This is a genomic window from Candidatus Defluviilinea proxima, assembly GCA_016721115.1.
In the GTDB taxonomy this organism is placed as follows: Bacteria; Chloroflexota; Anaerolineae; order Anaerolineales; family Villigracilaceae; genus Defluviilinea; species Defluviilinea proxima.
Genome location: JADKIW010000001.1, coordinates 974,401 through 993,643, shown reverse-complemented (window position 1 = coordinate 993,643; position 19,243 = coordinate 974,401). Strand labels below are relative to the sequence as shown.

General features: G+C 46.4%; 23 protein-coding genes. 15 read left to right on the top strand and 8 right to left on the bottom strand.

Annotated elements, in window-relative coordinates:
* Positions 1–29 precede the first annotated feature (29 nt).
* From IPP66_04670 to IPP66_04655, 4 genes are read right to left on the bottom strand one after another with little or no spacing between them, the layout of a single operon-like run.
* Entirely contained in the window at positions 30–536 is a 507-nt protein-coding gene (locus IPP66_04670; GenBank protein ID MBK9924567.1) for an HAD family hydrolase, read from the bottom strand.
* 3 nt (positions 537–539) lie between these two features.
* Positions 540–911 carry a nitroreductase family deazaflavin-dependent oxidoreductase gene (locus tag IPP66_04665; protein MBK9924566.1) on the bottom strand — a complete coding sequence of 124 codons (372 nt, stop codon included), beginning with the start codon at positions 909–911 and terminating at the stop codon, positions 540–542.
* A gap of 15 nt (positions 912–926) precedes the next feature.
* A complete protein-coding gene (locus tag IPP66_04660; GenBank protein ID MBK9924565.1) occupies positions 927–2,147 on the bottom strand; it encodes a hypothetical protein in 1,221 nt (406 codons plus the stop codon).
* Positions 2,148–2,188: 41 nt separating this feature from the next.
* On the bottom strand, positions 2,189–2,644 hold the full coding sequence (locus IPP66_04655) for a hypothetical protein (protein MBK9924564.1): 456 nt from the start codon (positions 2,642–2,644) through the stop codon (positions 2,189–2,191).
* 234 nt (positions 2,645–2,878) lie between these two features.
* On the opposite strand from IPP66_04655, the gene IPP66_04650 reads away from it, so the two are divergent.
* On the top strand, positions 2,879–4,096 hold the full coding sequence (locus tag IPP66_04650) for a PLP-dependent aminotransferase family protein (GenBank protein MBK9924563.1): 1,218 nt from the start codon (positions 2,879–2,881) through the stop codon (positions 4,094–4,096).
* A 39-nt stretch (positions 4,097–4,135) separates the two neighbouring features.
* Here the strand turns inward: IPP66_04650 and IPP66_04645 are convergent, their stop codons facing one another.
* Positions 4,136–5,464 carry an NAD-dependent malic enzyme gene (locus IPP66_04645; protein MBK9924562.1) on the bottom strand — a complete coding sequence of 443 codons (1,329 nt, stop codon included), beginning with the start codon at positions 5,462–5,464 and terminating at the stop codon, positions 4,136–4,138.
* Between the two features lie 185 nt (positions 5,465–5,649).
* Entirely contained in the window at positions 5,650–6,375 is a 726-nt protein-coding gene (locus IPP66_04640; GenBank protein MBK9924561.1) for an HAD family hydrolase, read from the bottom strand.
* 61 nt (positions 6,376–6,436) lie between these two features.
* Between IPP66_04640 and IPP66_04635 the strand changes: the two genes are divergently transcribed.
* The 13 genes from IPP66_04635 (at position 6,437) to IPP66_04575 (ending at position 16,152) form a co-directional block, all read left to right on the top strand.
* Positions 6,437–7,213 carry a glucose 1-dehydrogenase gene (locus IPP66_04635; GenBank protein ID MBK9924560.1) on the top strand — a complete coding sequence of 259 codons (777 nt, stop codon included), beginning with the start codon at positions 6,437–6,439 and terminating at the stop codon, positions 7,211–7,213.
* 134 nt (positions 7,214–7,347) lie between these two features.
* Complete coding sequence (locus tag IPP66_04630) at positions 7,348–8,139, top strand: hypothetical protein (GenBank protein MBK9924559.1); 792 nt, start codon at positions 7,348–7,350, stop codon at positions 8,137–8,139.
* Between the two features lie 161 nt (positions 8,140–8,300).
* Positions 8,301–9,329 (top strand): hypothetical protein, encoded by a 1,029-nt coding sequence (locus IPP66_04625; protein ID MBK9924558.1) that lies wholly within the window; start codon positions 8,301–8,303, stop codon positions 9,327–9,329.
* On the top strand, positions 9,326–9,475 hold the full coding sequence (locus tag IPP66_04620) for a hypothetical protein (protein MBK9924557.1): 150 nt from the start codon (positions 9,326–9,328) through the stop codon (positions 9,473–9,475). The genes IPP66_04625 and IPP66_04620 overlap by 4 nt, the downstream gene beginning before the upstream one ends.
* A 26-nt stretch (positions 9,476–9,501) precedes the next feature.
* Positions 9,502–9,987 carry a hypothetical protein gene (locus tag IPP66_04615; protein ID MBK9924556.1) on the top strand — a complete coding sequence of 162 codons (486 nt, stop codon included), beginning with the start codon at positions 9,502–9,504 and terminating at the stop codon, positions 9,985–9,987.
* Positions 9,988–10,194: 207 nt separating this feature from the next.
* Entirely contained in the window at positions 10,195–11,103 is a 909-nt protein-coding gene (locus IPP66_04610) for a GNAT family N-acetyltransferase (GenBank protein ID MBK9924555.1), read from the top strand.
* 217 nt (positions 11,104–11,320) lie between these two features.
* Complete coding sequence (locus IPP66_04605) at positions 11,321–11,599, top strand: hypothetical protein (protein ID MBK9924554.1); 279 nt, start codon at positions 11,321–11,323, stop codon at positions 11,597–11,599.
* Positions 11,600–11,609: 10 nt separating this feature from the next.
* Positions 11,610–12,185, top strand: coding sequence for a hypothetical protein (locus IPP66_04600; GenBank protein MBK9924553.1), 576 nt, complete (start codon positions 11,610–11,612; stop codon positions 12,183–12,185).
* A gap of 229 nt (positions 12,186–12,414) precedes the next feature.
* Entirely contained in the window at positions 12,415–12,936 is a 522-nt protein-coding gene (locus IPP66_04595) for an exonuclease (GenBank protein MBK9924552.1), read from the top strand.
* A 213-nt stretch (positions 12,937–13,149) separates the two neighbouring features.
* Positions 13,150–13,629, top strand: coding sequence for a hypothetical protein (locus tag IPP66_04590; GenBank protein MBK9924551.1), 480 nt, complete (start codon positions 13,150–13,152; stop codon positions 13,627–13,629).
* Between the two features lie 176 nt (positions 13,630–13,805).
* Positions 13,806–14,378: a hypothetical protein gene (locus tag IPP66_04585; protein ID MBK9924550.1), complete on the top strand. Its 573-nt coding sequence runs from the start codon at positions 13,806–13,808 to the stop codon at positions 14,376–14,378.
* Between the two features lie 173 nt (positions 14,379–14,551).
* Entirely contained in the window at positions 14,552–15,046 is a 495-nt protein-coding gene (locus IPP66_04580) for a hypothetical protein (GenBank protein ID MBK9924549.1), read from the top strand.
* Between the two features lie 617 nt (positions 15,047–15,663).
* Positions 15,664–16,152, top strand: a complete 489-nt coding sequence (locus IPP66_04575) for a DinB family protein (GenBank protein MBK9924548.1) — start codon at positions 15,664–15,666, stop codon at positions 16,150–16,152.
* Between the two features lie 146 nt (positions 16,153–16,298).
* On the opposite strand, the gene IPP66_04570 is transcribed toward IPP66_04575, so the two are convergent.
* Positions 16,299–16,730: a hypothetical protein gene (locus IPP66_04570; GenBank protein ID MBK9924547.1), complete on the bottom strand. Its 432-nt coding sequence runs from the start codon at positions 16,728–16,730 to the stop codon at positions 16,299–16,301.
* Positions 16,718–17,866: a hypothetical protein gene (locus IPP66_04565; GenBank protein MBK9924546.1), complete on the bottom strand. Its 1,149-nt coding sequence runs from the start codon at positions 17,864–17,866 to the stop codon at positions 16,718–16,720. The genes IPP66_04570 and IPP66_04565 overlap by 13 nt, the downstream gene beginning before the upstream one ends.
* 211 nt (positions 17,867–18,077) lie before the next feature.
* Here IPP66_04565 and IPP66_04560 point away from each other — a divergent pair, with 211 nt between their 5' ends.
* Positions 18,078–19,241 carry a glycosyltransferase family 4 protein gene (locus IPP66_04560; protein MBK9924545.1) on the top strand — a complete coding sequence of 388 codons (1,164 nt, stop codon included), beginning with the start codon at positions 18,078–18,080 and terminating at the stop codon, positions 19,239–19,241.
* Positions 19,242–19,243 lie beyond the last annotated feature (2 nt).

Sequence of the window (19,243 nt, the reverse complement as noted above, 5' to 3'; positions counted from 1 at the left end):
GAATCAAACTTGTCAGAAATTGTAAAAGTTCAACCCAGTGACTGGAAGAACTCCATTAACTCTTTCATCGAATAGACGGTGGTGTGTAGATCACTCTTGCGAATCTCATCTGACTTCGGATTGAACCACACGGCAAACATTCCTACTGCATTTGGAGTTTGAACATCCTTTACGAAGTGATCGCCGATCATCATAGCGTCAGATGCGGGGATATTCAGGTCACTCAAAATGTGACGATAGAAGGCTTCGCTTTTTGTTAGGCCTGTATTCTTGAAACAGTAGACATAGGAAAAGTAGATGTCGAGTCCGTTGCGTGCCAATGCGCCACGGATCTGGCTTTCATCTGAAACATCGGCGCTCGTTGCAAGGGCGATCCGCCGTCCGCTGGTGTGGAGATAGGCAAGCAGGTCAGCAATGCCTTCGATGAGCTCGATCGTTTCCCATTCAATTACTGGAGCAGTGCGCTCGGGATGATCGTACATGATGGTATCACCCCAATCGAAGAGAACGATGGGGTATGGATTGTTTGTTGTCATCAACTATGTTCCTTGAGTTAAGTCTATTGCTACAGGTAAAGCTGTCCGTGCCCATTGACTGAGCGAGCCATTTACTTTGCGCTCGTTGTACTTGTCCGCAAGAAGGTTGCGTGCCATCGCTTCTTCTTTTTCATCTGTCACGACACGCGCGGTAGCTTTGAAGGTGTGGCTTGCCACTCGCACACTCACAGCTGGGTTCTTGAGCAGATTCTTTACCCAATCCGATTTGTCCATGCCGCCGGAGAGAAGGTAGAGTGTGTTCTCGTTGAGCCCGAACCAGATCTCGATCTCATGTGGTTTGCCGCTGACACGTCCCGTTGTGGTGAGGTAACAGTATTCTTCAGTTTTTAGGTTTGGTAAAAATTTATTGTTCATAAATTGTCATGAGTCCTAAAATCCTGAATATTTGTTTGCTTCGTTCTGGCATTCCCAATTTGCATCGGACATTTCGCCCACAGATGAATGAATCTTCACGGAGGCTGGTACTGAAAAAACCCGACGATAAACGTATCCAAATCGGTAATGGTCTGCACCGCCTTGATAGCACCAATCCTGCCCGGGGATGATGATCGGGTTAGGGATGTATAGGAGGTACCAGGGTGTCAGGTCACTTAATGCTTGAGGATACTCGTTATTCTTTTCGTAATACCGTTGAATGGCTTTATCTATTATATCGGCACGTTGTGCGGTTACGATAATTGGCTTTGAAAAACTTGCATCAAGATGTGACAGATTGTTTGCCCCGACCAACATGGAAGGTACTGCCAATGCGAACAAGATGGCAACCCAAATTCGTTTACGCGGCAAAGACCAGGCTATGAGGATGGCTGAACCAATACCAATAATGCTTGTTAGCATCCACATCATGATCCACCCCAATCCATCTGTGGCATCGTCCCATATGCTCGTTAACGCGGCTTGATACCCGATCATTGAAAATAGAACGGCAATCATGAGCAAAGTGGAAGTCACAGCACGCCATTGGACAGGTTGATCGCTCGAGAAGAGTCTTCGAAGCAATAACGCCGAGAGCACGACACCTGTCCCGGGTATAAATAGAAATGAGCCCATGAATACCGGGGCTCTTAACCATTCAGGGCTAATAGCTGGTGCACGATGCATATCTATGACCCGGATGCTGATTCCAAGCAGGATCATTTCGATGATGAAAAAAACTAGATACAGTTTCTCATAACGGCTCCACAGCAACCATGCAATGGCAGTGAGGATTGCGACCAGGATGAAAAATAATGAAATGGTCCAACCGCTTGCAAAAGAAACCCATGGGAGCAAAATCGTGATCGCCAGGAAGAGGAGAGCCATTTTGCTCGTGCTAACATTTCGATCCTGAGCAAAATGAATGACCAGCGTAGCAATAAAACCAAGAGTGACCGGCAATAGCAAAAACACGGAAATGCTATATGCCTTGTCACCGATCAAAATTGCGACAATAGATGCGATGATTGATATTCCGAGTCCGATTATAAGAAACCATAACCAACGCTTCCCCGCTTTTTCATCTGTTGTTACCTGCATACGGACTCTATTCCCGGCCCACATGAGCAGTATAGCAAGAAAGATCCCCATGAATTGAAAATGGAAGAGGGACATACTTCTCTCCTTGAACGAGGCACATCATACCAGCAATTAATTTATTTGACCTCTGTGCCCCTGCCAGACCAATCCCACAGCGTGGGCTGGCCATTTTCGATGAACATTTTCATTAAGGCGACTGCAGACCAAATGCCAAGCCCGATGGGGATGAGAATCAAGGTGATCACCCATGAATTAAGGATACCTTCCAGTTCGGTCTTCATGTCTGTGGAACAGGAGAGTACGTTCCCATTTTCCATAACTGCGTAATAGGCGATCCTGGTTGGAAACCCGCCTCGGATGAGTTGGACCGGCTTTCCATCGAGAACTTGTGAGCGGACCCAGTCTCGTGCATGTGTCGGAGTGAAGGCGGAATATGGCATGGTGCCGGGTGTCCATTGGGTGCATTGCATGTATCGCAATGCGTCGAAGACTTCTGTGGTTGCTACAACCATGAGGGCGAAAAACGCGGCTAGAAGGATGCTGGTGCCTGGCATTCGGAATTTGAAATGCATACATACTCCACGGCCATTTTACTGGATTAGTGATTGAAAAAGTAAAGGGGAGATGAAGCTTGTTGTCCTGGAATCAGGTTGGAGTGAGGAAAGAAGCGTGCGTCCGTGTTGGGAAGGATGTAAGTGTAGGAAGTCCAACGGAATCATGAAAAGAACAGGCCAGTTGTCATTTGTAGAGAGCGACAAAATTGAGTAAGATTGAATTGCCGAAACATACTTTCAAAAGGAGCATGAATGCAGACACCCTGGGAATATCGTTACGCTCACCGTACGCAGAAAATGGGAAGTTCCGTTATCCGCGAATTGCTGAAGTTGACCGAACAGCCTGATGTTATTTCATTTGCAGGCGGGTTACCCGCGCCGGAAGTTTTCCCGGTAAAGGAATTTCGCGCGGCTTGTCAGGTTGTGCTCGATGAGCATGGCCCGCAAGCGTTGCAATATAGCACCACGGAGGGACATGTACCCTTGCGTGAGTTGATCGTGCGCTCCACGGGCAAGATCACGGTGGAGAATACGCTCATTACTTCGGGGTCACAACAGGCGTTGGATTTTATTGGACGATTGTTCATCGATCGCGGTGATTATGTTGTAGTGGAATCGCCCACGTATCTTGGTGCTTTGCAGGCGTGGAATGCGTATGGAGCGCAATATATTTCTGTGCGTTCGGATGAGAACGGTATGCTCGTGGATGAGTTGGAAGCAGCGCTTCGTGTGGGACCGAAACTGATCTATGTGCTCCCGAACTTTCAAAACCCCGGCGGCTCTACATTGACTCTTGAACGACGCAAGAAATTAGTGGAGTTGGCAGACCGTTATGGTGTGCCAATTGTGGAAGACGATCCGTATGGGCGGTTGCGATATGAAGGAGAGGATCTGCCTTCGGTGTTGAGTCTGGATGCTGACTATCGCGGTTCTACAAATGGACCTTATAACGGTAACGTGATCTATTTGAGCACGTTCTCAAAACTACTGGCGCCGGGTCTGCGTTTGGCATGGATCGTTGCGCCATCGGAAGTGATCCGCAAGTTCGTGATGATCAAGCAGGCCGCAGACTTGCACACTTCCTCGTTCAATCAGTATGTTGCGTATGAAGTTGCGAAGGATGGATTTATCGATGAGCACGTCAAGGTGATCCGCGCTACGTATAAAGAACGACGCGATGTGATGATCGAGATGATGGAGGAGATGTTCCCATCCAATGTCACATGGATAAAAGCGCAAGGTGGCATGTTCCTGTGGAGCATTCTCCCTGAGGGAATGGATTCGGCTGAAGTGTTGAAGCGTGCTGTTGAAAAGAAGGTTGCGTTCGTGCCGGGCGCGGCCTTTCACCCCAATGGTGGAGGCGCGAATACGATGCGGCTGAACTTCTCGTATTCGTCACCGGAGACGATTCGCGAAGGTATTACCCGGATGGGAACGACGTTGAAGGAATTGATAAACAAAAAGATATAACAAACGTAGGGTCGGGCAGCTGCCCGACCCTACGTTGTTTTAACCCTCTACATACGGAACATATTCGGCGCGGGCGATGCCTTGTTTCATCGCAGTCTCTGCCACGGCGCGGGCCACCTCGTGGTGGACTTTTTTATCGAGCGGGTTCGGTAACAATTCACCGGCGGGCGTCATATTGACGAGCACATTCATGGCCGCGCTCAACATTTCGTGCGTGATGCGCGGTGCGTTCGAATCTACGGCGCCACGGAAGATGCCGGGGAAACCAAGCACGTTGTTGACAGACTTGCCATCTGCCGCGAAGGCTGCACCGTTCGCCAACGCCACATCGGGGTCGATCTCGGCGTTCGGATTCGAGAGCGCGAAGATGATCTGTCCCTTGCGGACCATCTCTGGTTTGATGAGGTTCGGGGCGCCGGTGGTTGCGATGACAATGTCGCATTCGGCCATGATCTCTTTTAAGTTGGACTTTTTCCCACCATCACGAACAAATCTTTCTACTGCGCCCTCGTTCAGATCGGACCCGTAAACTGGGTTGCCGGTGATCCCCATCAGCATCTTCCCGATGGCATTCCCAGCCGCGCCCAAGCCAATTTGACCGATGACAACTTTGTGAATATCCACGTTCGCACGTTTGGCCGCGGTCATCAAGGCGGCGGTGCTGACGACGGCCGTACCGTGTTGGTCATCGTGCATGACGGGGATATCGAGTAATGCTTGTAGCTTTTCTTCCACTTCGAAACAACGCGGCGCGGAAATATCCTCGAGTTGGATGGCGGCGAAGGTTTGTGAAATGTTCGCCACGGTCTTGACGATCTCATCGGGGTCGGTGGTGCTCAGCAAGATGGGCATGCCCGATAAGCCAACCAATGTTTCCATCAACATGGCTTTGCCTTCCATGACGGGCATGCTCGCGAGCGGACCGATATTCCCCAACCCCAATACGGCCGTTCCGTCAGTGACGATAGCCACCATATGACTCACACTTGTGTATAAACGTGCCATGGCCGGGTCGTCTGCGATCTTCAAGCAAACCTCAGCTACGCCGGGTGTGTAGACTCTTCGTAACGTGGCAATGGAATCGATGGGATACCGCGAACGGATGGCGATCTTCCCTTTTTGATGCAGTTGAAGGACCTCATCACGGACGGCAAGCACTTTGGAGCCTTCATTGGCGCGCATCGTCTCGATGATCTTGTCCATGTGTTCGGCGTCATCGGCGTAGACAGTGATATCGCGCACAACGCTTTGTGCGGTCTCGGTGATCATGTCCATGCTACCGACGCTGGCATCCAAGTTGGCAATGGCGGTCAATAGCCGTGCCAATACCCCCGCTCGTCGTTCGTTGCGGACTCGTACGGTCCGCATGATCTTACGTTCCCATGCCATGGTTTATATCCTTTCGACTAATAATAAACATCGCGCTGAGCGGAGCGTCCTTTGATTGTGTGCTACGCAATGACCACTCCGCCCTCCGCTCAGGACGGAAATATATTCTACAGAGAGCGCAGTCGAAGCGTCGCTGTATTTGTAATATCGCAAAGATATTTACATTATAAGGTTTCGATAACGGAAATCAACTTGTTGAAAGATTTGATCGTAGTGCAATTGGCTTCGGGGAAGATGCCGTTGGGGTCGTAGAGCACAGGGTAAAGCCCGGCACGTTGTGCGCCTACGATATCGGCGAAGTAGTTATCGCCTACGTAGACCGACTCTTGTGCGGTGACACCCGCACGTTGTAAGCCATGTTCGAAGATGGCGGGCTCTGGTTTGTAGCTGTTCACTTCACCGGCGGCGAGTGAGAAGTGGAAGAACTCTGTCAGGCCGTGGTTGACGAGCACTTCTTGAAAGGGATGATCGCGATTCGAGATGACGGCCATGATGTAGCCCGCCTGTTTGAGTTGTGCAAGGACGGCGTGTGCATCTTCAGTGACAACGCTTTCGGGTTTGTACATCTCGCCCATGTGCGCGGAGACTTTGGGCGCAAGGTCCACAGACATCGAGGGCGATAGGCCCAACGCAACGAGTCGACGGCGGCTGTATTCGATCCAAAAGGTGTTGGTCTCGCCGGAGTGTGCGAGCAGGTCATCGCGCAGGTCTACAGAACTGGCCCAGTAGAAATGTTCCCAACGCGCGGCACGCAGTCGGTCTTCGTAGTTGACACGCAGGCCGAGCGAACGCACGTAATCGCTGAATACGTCACCGCCCGATGGGACGCTGTGACGAAGTGTGCCATCGAGGTCGAAGAAGATGGCTTTGATCGAATGTTTGGGGGGCATGAGAATATAATATCATAATCATTAGGGCGGAGCGATGCTCCGCCCCTACAAAGGATGTAACATGAAAAAATTAGATGGTAAGGTGGCGATCATTACGGGGGCGACTTCGGGGATTGGGAAGGCGACAGCGTTGTTGTTTGCTGAGGAGGGTGCAGATCTTGTTATTACGGGACGACGCGTGGAGTTGGGGAAAGCTGTCGAAACAGAGATCAGGCAGAAGGGAGTCCGATGCGTATTTGTCGACGCGGATCATTCTCAAGCCGAGGCCTGTTCCAGCGTCCTTGAGCAGACTCTTGCCTCGTTCGGTCGAGTCGATATTTTGTTCAACAATGCGGGCATCGTCACAAAAGGGACGGCGGAGACAACGTCTGATGATGTGTGGAACGAGACGTTGGCGGTGAATGTGACGGCGGTTTGGCGAATGAGCAAGCTGGTGATCCCAGCGATGAAGAAACAGGGCGGGGGTGTGATCGTGAACAATGGGTCCGATTGGTCGGTGGTGGCGGGCAGGAATGCGTTCCCGTATGTGATGAGCAAGGGCGCGGTGGGGTTGATGACGAAGGCGATGGCGCTGGATTTTGCGCGGGATAACATTCGTGTGAATGCGGTGTGCCCGGGCGATACGTTTGTGGACAGGTGGATCGAGAAGGGATATTTTGAGGGCTCAGACCCGGTGACGATTGAGGAGGCGATCAAGGAGTCGAGTGCATACATCCCGATGGGGCGCTTTGGGAAAACCGAAGAGATCGCGAGCGCGGTGTTGTTCCTTGCTTCGGACGATTCATCCTTTGTGACGGGTCATTTGTTGCTGGTGGATGGAGGAAATACGGCTCAGTGAGGGGAGTATAATAAATAAAAGATAAAAGGTATTTATACAGTCTGTAGGCTGTATAACACCCCAAATCGGGGGATTATACAGATGGCTGTATAAACCATAGTTAGCCCGTTCTTGATGAAATTTGAAAGAAGCATATGAAAACAAAAAGGCGGTTCTTGTTTTGGGTCAGCATCATGGTTTTACTTCCATTAGCCGCATGTGGGCAATTCTCAAACGAATCTGTCCCTACATTCACAGTATCCACTCAAATGCCTTATCCTACATACACGCCGTATCCAACTTACACACCCTATCCTACTTACACTCCAGATACACGCTATACACCTTTTCCCACTTATACGCCATTTGTCCCTAGCATTCCGACAAACATTACGATCGACCAACTTCAAAAAACATTTGCCGTTTATTTTCCTGGCAATTATGCCTTGTCAAAAAGAGATGAAACCTACCGGGCTGGGTCACTTGTTTCTTATGACTTTGTTCAAGTGGGAGAATTTACAAAATCAGATGATCCCTATTTTACTTCCCAGCCACCATATTTTTACGAAATCCAGTTTCATACTTTAGAAGCCATTAAATCATTTTATGATTGGTGTGACCAACAAGCGTTGCATGAAGTCCCTTGTTTCCTGAACGGTGATCCAGATTTACTTGGCAGATACTACGGGCAAAAAGAAGCATTTAGCAGTATAAAGGATTACGAAAATTACAAAATTCAAAAATTTGGAGAACGCTACTATTTTGTAAAAACAGAAGGTTGCGGAGGTGGATACTGCGCTCTTAGAGGTTACACTACATTCTTGAGAGATTCAGATGTTGAAGTAAAAGTTGTGGTTTACATATTGCTTCATCCCAATAATAGTGAACAGCAGGAAGAATTAAGTGATAGACTTTTTACATCTTTTTATGTCGAGCTTCTTCCCTAACAAAAACGGGCTAACAAAGCGTGCACTTGACGGGTGGGATTCTGCGGCATTTTCGAGTTTTTCTACGCCCAAACAGAATCCTGCTCTCGAAGTTTTATCCACGCCCGCCCACCCGCAAGTAACGCCAACCGTTAGGCAGTTCAGGAGTCTATTTCAATCATATGGTAGATAATTCATCAAAAGGCACACTGGTAACCGCAGTTGTAGCGCCTGGCTCATTTAACAATGCCAGATATCAATTTGATTTTAGTTTATGGAAACCATCGGACAACTCTAGAACTATATTGTTTTCACGAGAGTTTGAGCAATTTGAAAACGACTCGAATTTATTAAGTTCCATTGAAGAATTAGAGAAAATAATCCTATCTTTATTCCTTTGCGACTCTGTTCCCCGAAAAATATACTACTTTGAGTACACAGTCGATTCCTCTGCCGCGGACCGTCTAAAATTCTTACGAGTATTTGGGCAACCACGCGCACACTTTGAAAGCGAACAATTTATTCACACAAAATCCTTTTTCAGACTGGGGCATTTTACCCAAAGCCCTTTGGAAAATGTTGATTTTGTTCCACCTGAATCTGATATTAAGTCATGGTTCAACTTTCTCTCTCAAAACGCGCATATTTCTGCAAGCCTAGCGTTAATTCAAGAGTCATTTGGATTGGCTCATGAATTGTACGCTGGTTTGCGCATTACCAGTTTTACCGAATTGTCAACAGTGCTTCTCTTATTAGTCTCTGGGTTAGAGAGCCTTTTCACGCATGGGTCCGACTCGCATGCCGATATATCATTTAAGTTTCGAACAGTTGGCGCTGCTTTTTACACCAAATACTTCCAAAAAAGTTCACTGCAAAGAAATGACATCAACCAGAGAGGAAAGTTTACATACACAGAGATAAAGAACATCCTGCGACTTCTCTACGATTTGCGATCTACTATTGCACACGGGAACTTTAACCTTACTTTCTTTAGTGAAAAGAGAATCGGGAAATTGCTAGATAACTTATTTTCTGCTGTCGGTGTTGGAGAAGTCAGCAAAGATATGAAGAGTATTTATTTTGCTCACTTATTGCTTTCCTTAGAACTACTCGAAGGTCACATACTTGGGGTTTTTAGAGGGGCAAAATCGAGTTTAAATATGGGAGTAGATATTCTAGATGAAGTACTAAGCGATAAGGACAATTCATGAATAGCTGCCCAACACCGCGTGCAGCGGACATGTGGGGATTCTGCACACATCCCAAGCATTTTTCACGCCTTATCAGTTTTCTGGCTGGACGGCTTCGCCGTCCCCGCCCCTGCGTGAGTAACGCAAGCCGTTGGGCGGCTGTATAATCGACTTACAATACTCTGAGGCGAACATGGAACAAACAATGAACACGGAGTTGATTTCGCAATACGCTCACATTTGGAGAGTATTCGAACGGTTAGTCCATGATTTTGATGATACTGCATGGTTCTGCACGGGGCGAAAAGCCACCACCCCAGCAAGATTATCCTTTCATATCTTGAAAGCAACCAAATATTATTTGGAAGACACATCCGTCATCCAATTCGCCTCTGGAAAGTCATTTGATATTAATTGTGAAACCGCAGAGGAAGAATCCTTGCCGTCGAGAAGCGATGTCATCTCTTGCATCCAGGAATTTGCACACAAAACGGAATGCTGGCTCATGGAGATGGATTTCCGTTCTCTCAATACAGCTTTTGAATGGGCTGGGAAAACAAAATTAGGGCTAGTCATTTTCCTGCTGAAACACAGTATTTATCATCTTGGCGAGTTGAGTTCGTTACTGAATGAAAGTAAAAATGGAGAAGCGGAAGATAATTACGTCAAGGCACTGTAGTTTTGAGGGCGCAACCGTGGGAATGTCGATTTCGTCATCAGAGAACGCCGCCCAACACCGCGTTATTTGAGCGATTGTCTGGCTTGGAGTTTTTTCCGTTTCGATGGCGAGTCCACACTCCCACCCCAAGCGGCTAACGCCAACCGTTGGGTGTTTATCGGATCATTGGCGTTGAGAGACTACCACTTTATATATAGGATGAATGATATGCCCATTACTTACCGAAAAGCCACACACAAAGACAACTTCACCGCTTTTTCCATCTTCCGTAAGTCGCTGGAAGATTATGGTCAACGTACAGGGGTTATGGCAATCACGGGTGGAAACGACCCTGAGAAATTGAAACAACTCTGGGAGCGCCGCCGATTGTTTTGGGAACATCTTACAGATTCCAGTGACCAATATTGGCTTGCTGAAAAGGATAATGGGGAAGCCATCGGTTATGCACGCAGTATCTTACGCGATCATCATCGTGAACTGACTGAGTTTTTTGTCATGCCAGATAGTCAATCGGCAGGAGTTGGGAAGGAATTAATCTTGCGTGCATTTCCAAATGACACGCCTCACCGTTCCATCGTTGCCACGTCTGATTTTCGCGCCATGTCGCGCTACCTCAAAGCAGGAGTCTATCCTTTTATTACTGAACTCTATTTCGAACGCGTTCCTGAATTAGTTTCTGTGGAAACTGACCTTGCTATCGAGAAACCCAACGGCGCACATTCGGCGATTCAAATAATTGGCGAAATTGATTTGGTAATTCTCGGTTATCGTCGTGATGTAGACCATAACTTTCTAATGCAAGACCGTACTTTATATTTTTATAAGCGCAAGGGACAAGTAGTTGGATATGGTTATATCGAAAAAGATTACTACGGACCATTCGCGTTACTGGACAACACAGATTTCCCTGCTGTTCTCGCACATGCGGAAACGCAAGCCCACTTGCTTGGCGCAGGAAGTGTTGGCTTTGAGACCCCCAGCCTCAATACTATTGTTGTTGATTATCTGATGAAGCGCAGTTATCGTCTCGAAGGATTCATGGGTACTATTTTGTCAAATAAACCATTTGGAAAATTCGAGAATTATCTATTAACGAGTCCGCCTTGGTTTTTGTAATTAAAGAACCAGCGGCTAATACAGCGTGCGCTTGATGGGTGGGGACTCTGCGGCGTTTTCGAGTTTTTTTCTGCTTCGGGTTTATACTGCTCCCAAGCAGTTTTCTACGCCTCAGCATTTTTTCAGCTGGACGGCTTCGCTGTCCCCGCCCTGGCACAGGTAACGTAAACCGTTAGCCCGCATAATGCTAAAGAAAGCGTAGAGCAGGAGACATCAAATGTGGGATGGCTGGAAAAAACATACAGACACTAACAGTGGCAAAAGCTATGAGTTACTATTGGCAAAAAATGTTGAAAATTCAAAAGTTGTGGTGTCATTGATGGCAGTTCTCGCCAAGATAGAATCAGAACCACCAAATTGGAAAGCCCAGATCATAACCTTTAATCCTGGAGCTGGAGATTATATACATTTTGATGGTATGTTTTCAAATTTGGCAGAAGCCGAAGAAAAGGCTTGGGAGAAAGCCCAAGAAATAGTTCGAATCTATTATCAATAACGTACTAAGAATGAATAAATCTATCATCATCGAGCAATTGGAGAACAGAATGCGCCCTGGGCAATCTTCACAGGGCGGCTTCTTGGGTTTGAACGAGTCTCTGGAATTTGTAATTGCACAAGATGAACAAACCATCGAAAAATTCGGAATTAGTCACGAACAAATTGCTGGTGCTTTAGAGCAAGTAATCGCAGCAGTTCATGAACAAGAAAAAGCACTTCCTTTCGATAAGTTCCGTGAAAAACAAACTGATTTTCCTGATTTGTACCATCCTGAGAAAAATCCGCTTTTCTCAAAAGATAATCTGCCTGACCTCAACATTGGCTATCTTGTTGATTGTTTTCAAGTTTTCATTCTTCAATATCGTGGCTTTCAAGTTTGTCCGTGGAATGATTGTGGAGAAGTAGGAGGTTTTGACTTTATGATACTCAACCGCAATACAGGCGAATCTTTTACAGCGCCAGCCCTTGTTGTTCACCTAATTCGTGCTCATCATTTTTTTGAAGGTGTTGATAGTCCATATCGAGTTGACCCAGAAAAGGTTATTTGCACACTCAAAATATCTCAAACCCAAACTGCGGGCTAACACAGCGCGTGCACCTGACGCTGGGGATGTCAAACGCCAATGCGCTTTGACTGGGCGATGGTCGCTGGAGGCTCGCTCGCCCGATCTGCGGCACGCTTCGCAGTCAAGCAGTTTTACAAGCCTTGACATTTTCTGGCTGGACGGTTTCGCCGTCCCTGCCCTGGCGTAGGTAACGCAAGTCGTTGGGCGGCTGAACTCAAATTAGAACTTAGAATATTGAGGGATTGCAATGAGTTACTTTATGATTGACATAGAATCAGATGGGCCAATTCCTGGTGATTTTTCGATGATTTGCTTTGGCGCAGTTAAAGTAGATTCTTCATTAAACACCTCTTTCTATGGTCAATTGAAACCGATTTCTGAAAAATGGATCCCAGAAGCACTCAATGTAAGCGGTTTCTCTCGTGATGAGACGCTATCATTTAATGATCCCAAGTTGGTGATGTCTGATTTTTCCAATTGGCTTTCTATTCATAGCCAAGGAAAACCTATTTTTATTTCAGATAACAATGGTTTTGATTGGCAGTTTATTAATTGGTACTTCCATCATTTTATTGGAAATAACCCTTTTGGACATAGTTCGTTCAATCTTGGTTCTTTATATAAAGGGCTTGTTAAAGATACGTCACCAAACTTCAAACACTTAAGAAAAACAAGACATACACACAATCCAATAGATGACGCTAAAGGAAATGCTGAAGCCCTTATAGCAATGTCTCAGAGCATGGGTCTAAAGATTAACTTGAAATGATGCAAAACCGCCGCCCAACAAAGCGTGCACTGGCCCAACCATCCCAAAATACGACAGGAAAACTTGGGCAGGGATTTGAAGTACACCGGTCATATTTGGAGATGGACTGGCTTTGAGACTTTCTGCTTTCGAGCAGATGCTGTGAATACAAACCATTAGGTGGTTGGTAATTTCATCAACAATATCATCACACTTACATTAGGAGAAATCAATATGATCGAAAAAAGCAAACCGTCCCTTGTTCGTATGGTCCAGTCAGATTATTTAGTGCTCTTGGGAATCTTAATTCCAGTTGTATCCTTGATCATGTATATCGCAGTTGCCTATTTTGGCTATTTCCCTGGCCTGCGCGGACATGATCCCATTCAGGGGTCCGATGGGGCACCTTTATTTTTGTATTTGTTCTTGGGAGGGCTAGTGATCGGGGTTCCACTTGCTATTTGGCGTATACGCACGGTTCAGCAACTATTTTCTACGGGTGTAGAAGTCACAGCTGTGATTAAAGACCTCTACTTTCAGAAAGATAGGGGAGCAGTTCAGTACACATACACCTATCAGGGGCAGGAGTTTCTAGGCGCAAGCTCGATTATGAAAACAAATCAAACACAAAAATTCTCCCCTGGAGATCAAGTTGTTTTGCTAATTGATCCCAATCAACCCAAACGTGCGTTGATTCGAGATTTATATATCTGATGACCACTATATTCTGCATCCAAGGTGCATTGATCTTGGATGCAGAATAGCAGGTATGTGAGATTTGCATTGATTGACAAATCTTGCGTTCATTCAGCGCCCAATAACGTGTGCTGGGGATGTCAAGCTCCAATGGGCTTTGATTGGACACTGACACTAGAATGGATTCAATATTCATGGCTACTTCTGCAATGAGCGAACCAAATAAAATGGCAAGCCAAAAGCGATTAAGGTATATCCTTGTTGCATCCTTTGCCCTAGTGTTGGTACTTACTTTTGCATCTTACATTACAACAGCGGTGTTTTGGGATGGCGCTTTTCCATCTGGTGAATATCACCTGCAAATCTTGAATGAAGCAGGCGATCCTGTCAAAGGCGCGACTTTGAATATCTATCAAGGCAAAACTCTTGCATTCGAATATCCTTTTGATAATTACCTCTCTGAAAACACTCTAATTAGTAACGATGAAGGCGAGATTGTGCTCACCCACTTACCAAGAGGTTTAGAATTTGGTGGTTCTGGGTGGGATTTATTCTGGATTATTCCAATTCGCATGGGAGGACCCAAATTTACTTGTCAAATTGACGCAGAAGGATACAAGACTTACAGATTTTCATCCCAGCAAATATTCGACACGGCTTATGAAGCATACAACAATGATAGTGTTCCCAGAAAAACGATTCAGATCAATGGAAACGAAGTAAAGATCATGATTCTGGAAAAAATGATAATGTTGGAAAAGAGGTAAATCTGCTTCCCAAAAAGCGCCCAACATAGTGTGCGCTTGACGGGTGGGATTCTACTTCGGGTTTATACTACTCCCATGTAGAGACCACGTGCGGGTCAGCGGCATAAGTTCGCGAACGCAAACCGTTAAATCGCTATACACGAGCTTCAATCAATTTGTGATAAAACCATCCCATGAGCCACCAGAAAGTTGTCATTTCTCTCAAACGATTCCTGTTGATTGAACAATGCCCAGCGGATTGGAAAGACCTGGATTTGTATCTGTTTCGAGATGAAACAGTGGTCTTCTATATCGGCCAATCCCATCTGGCTTTTGCGCGGGTTTGGGAACATCTCTTAAGCGGTTTCAAGGGACACTCGATCGTGGGGCGCTTTGTTTGGTGTAACTGGCCGACATCCATGAAATTCACGATTGAATTGTTGAGTTCTCAACTCGAACAATTCGATGTTGTCGGGAATGAATTGAATGCTTCTGAGCGGTTGCTGATCCAGCAATGGACACCCTGTTTCAATGTGTCGCAGAATAGTCAGCCAACCTCTGTGCCAAATTCTTATTTGCCACCCAATGCCCCTTTCCGACGCAGACGAAGCTTGAATGCTCTCGTCCACGAGGCAGAGCGAGCAGTGAAGGCAGAGGATGACGAACTTTGGATACAACAGATGAAGTAGTGGATGAAAGGCAATGTCGCTCAACACAGCATGCAGTGACCCACTCCGCCTCCCAAAATACGACATTGAAATTAGGACATGGATAGGAAGTACCCAAGTCGTATTTGGAGATGAACTGGCTTTGAGAATTTTCTGTTTCTGGGCAGAGTACATGTACGGGGTAGCGACACAAGCTTGCTAACGCAAACCATAGGTCTGTAGATTGGTAATTATTGGAGGCTTCACGAGAATGAAACACCCGACTTTTGGAAGGAATAATAAACGTGTTTTTCTTATCTGTTTCATTTTGTCTGTAATTTCAGTTGGGATTGTGATGTTGTCAGCAAGAGGCGTAATCGACACGCCATTTCCAACATGGTTTATGAAACTAACATTTTTGGGGTCGATTTTTGTAATGATTTCTTATCCTGTTTACGATCGCCTTACCGTTTCATGCCCCATATGTAAAACACGGCTTGAATGGATTGACTCTGGTAATGGTGGACTTCGAAACGCCACAGCAAAATGTCCTAACTGTAATGAAGTGTACGATCTAGGCATGTCATTTAGTGACTAACACAATCAAAACGTCCAGCGAAACAAGCACAACGATAACAGCATCCCTTAAGGAGTAATATATGCAGGATACACGATCAACATTAGATGTGATTTATGAAAACTGGCGAGGGTATAACGGAAAGTTGCAGAACTGTATCGCCCCTTTGACGAAGGAGCAACTTATATTGCAACCCGCCCCGCGTATGTGGCCCTTAGGTCAGATTGTGCAACACATTATTTCGGTAAGGGCAGGATGGTTCAGTGGTACTCTACAGGATGTTGACAGTGTGATGGATGAGTACATGTTATGGGGTCAACGTGATTCGCCGGATCGCAGTGCAACAGAACTGGTGTGCGGACTCAACGAAACTTGGGCATTCATTGAATCTCGTTTACAACGCTGGACTCCTGCTGACTGTGCCAAGACTTTCCCTGATGAGTGGGATGGCCAAATACATGAGGTGTCACGCAGTTGGGTGATATATCATGTGATGGAACACGATATATATCATGGTAGTGATGTCTCGTTGATCCTGGGTATGAACGGACTACAAGCAATTGATATTTGATCAATGTTTGATAGATTGATGTTTGTGGAAGCTTTAGAAATATTGAAGGTGATTGTCTAAAATATTTCAACCTTGATTCATACTTCAAAATAAAGAGGCTATAAAAGATTCGAAATCTTTTATAGCCTCTGCTGTATCAGGAACAACTATTTCTTTCTATAAAACAATAACAACACGAGTGCCCCTAGTAATCCCATCGCCATGTCTTTGATCGTGTCGGTCAATCCCAACACCATATGGAAACCAAAGAAATAATCCATGATGTTCTCATAAAATTCCCAGAAGACAGTCGTCGTCCCTGTGGCGGTGAAAGCCAGCAGGATCTGGACCGGGAGGGGAATATCGCCTAAAAAATCCTGTGAGTTCCGAATCGCCGCACGATAAAAATATGTGATCGTGACTCCGCCGAAGAAATGCGTGGGAATATCCATTTGGGGAATCTGGTCAAAAAGATGCAGAGCGAGACCAAGTAAATAAAACCCGACCACGCTCAACGGAGCCCAGGCGGCTTCACGGAGCGTGGAAGTAACCCAGTTGGTAAATTTGCTTTTTGTGAGAGAGATATTTATTGATGACATGCGTTTTCCATTGGTGTGAATTCTTTAAAGATAATCATCCCATCATAAAGTTGACCGAAGGGAACGTCAATGGGGAGTAAGCGGATCTCCGCGTTTTCATCCGTATGTGCATCAATGTAGGCAATCCCAGAGTCTGGATCTGTGTTGAACAGCGATGCTAGATGCGTTCCATTTTTAAATTGAAAACCATCCATCCAGCCTTGATAAGAGAAAGCTTCTCCACGCCAGTATCCATCTCCTGATACACCATCGATGATCGTTGAGTAAACAGACACATCATCCTCGACAAGCCTTTGTGCCCACGTCTTGAAATCCTTAGTGGGAGGATTAGGGTCTCCTTGTGTTTTCATCCCGTGAGCCGCGCCGAAAAATGCCAGAATAGGTTTGTCGTTCGTCTGCGACAAAACATATTTGATGTTCTTTGTGATTATGTCTTCCCGTATCGGGGCGAAATTTCTTTTTGAACCTGTGCCTGTTTCCATATCATTACCAAGGTAATACCATTCAAGCGACAATTTAACAGTATCTAATCCGTTGAGAGTATCAGGTTTCTCTGCAGATAGAGCACGAAGTTCATCAACCAATGCGTATAATTTTTTTGAACTTGCATATTGAATTTCTGATAATTCTGGGATTTGGATGGATTCTCCTGCGGGCCCGAGCTGTAAATGAAGCTCAACCAAATGTTTATACACAACCGGGAATGACGAATCGACATCCACCAGGTGGACAGTCACCTTTTTATCTGTTGGAAGGTCAACGTTGAATTCGCGTATCTGTCCCAGAATATCCGTCCGTAGGCAAAGACCATCAGGTAATGTGTCGCTCAATCCATGGATGTATGCATTAGCCTCGGTCTCATAGGCTTGATCCTCTTCCAAAATGATATCGCGTAATTTTGCCTTTTTATAAAGGTTATGCAAAAACACATCAAAAACCCCTTTGGCTTCCCGGTTTCCATGTGTTTCACCCACGATATAGACCATATAGCCTGATGTTGGAAATGGGAAATCAGCCGTGTTGTTACTCATGTATATCCCCGGACGAACCTCCTTTGCTTTGAAAGTTTCCCCCATGTTGCATCCATCAAGCAGAACAGTGATCAACAAAACACACACCGCGATTCTCGCCTTCATGGTTTCCTCCCGAATAATGATTCAACATAAAAAGTATACAAGAAACCAACCCGTCACCACCAAAGAGAAATCATTGATTTTGTGTGATATTCTTCCCTTTGAATAAAGCACATCCCCTTCTCTGTGTATTTTATTCATCCTGAATCTCTCTAACTTACAGATTTCCGATCCGTTGTTATATAATGCCTATTAGGTATAATCCCCACGCCTTATGAAAATACTCACCGTCCTCACCTATTACCGCCCGCACACCTCGGGGCTCACCATTTACGCCGAACGTTTGGCACGTGCCTTTGTCAAACGCGGACACGAAGTCACTGTAATGACCACGCAGTTTGATCCGTCGCTTCCTCGCGAAGAGATGATGGACGGCGTCAAAGTCATCCGCATCCCTGTGGCGGCACGCGTCAGCAAAGGCGTCATCGCTCCCACGTTCGGTTGGGTGGCTACAAAACTTGTCGCACAGCATGATGTCGTCCAATTGCATTTGCCCCAATTCGATGCGCCCGGCGTTGCTCTGCGCGGACGTCTCTTCGGCAAGCCTGCTGTCCTCACGTATCACTGCGACCTGCTTTTGCCGCCTGGGTTCTTCAACCGCATCGTCAACACCGTTGTGGATTTTCAAAACAACATGGCTGGGATTTTATCGAGTCACATCGTGACGTACACACAGGATTATGCAGATCATTCGCCCTTCCTCTCACGCTACGCCTCCAAACTGACCCCGATCCTGCCTCCCGTCGAAATGCCTGATCCACTCCCCGGAGCGGTCGAAGCATTCGCAAAGGCACATCATATTGACGAACGTAAACCCGTGATAGGCATGGCTGCACGTTTTGCCGCTGAAAAGGGTGTCGAAGTTCTCATCGATGCAATGCCTGCCATTTTGCAGAAATACCCGAAAGCACAAGTCCTTTATGCAGGGACATATCAAGATGTGATGGGCGAGCAAGCTTATTCAGCTCGTCTTATGCCTCGCATTCGAGAATATGAAATACAAGGACATTGGACTTTCCTTGGTAACCTCGACCCTGTTCAAATGGCCGCCTTCTACCCCAACCTCGATGTGTTGACCGTCCCATCACTCAACTCCACCGAAGCATTTGGTCTTGTGCAGATCGAAGCGATGATGAACGGTGTACCGTGTGTCCCGTCTGCGTTGCCGGGGGTACGGCAACCGGTCACTATGCATGGAATGGGGAGAGTCGCTAAAATCGGAGATGCGGCCAGTTTGGCCGAATCCATTCTCGAGGTCCTGAGCGAACCGCAAAAGTTCAAGGGCGATATTGAGTCGATCAAAAAGTCCTATAATCCTGATTCGATCGCGCAAGAATACGAAAAGTTATTCGGGCGTTTGATGAAAAAAGGAGTTTGAAA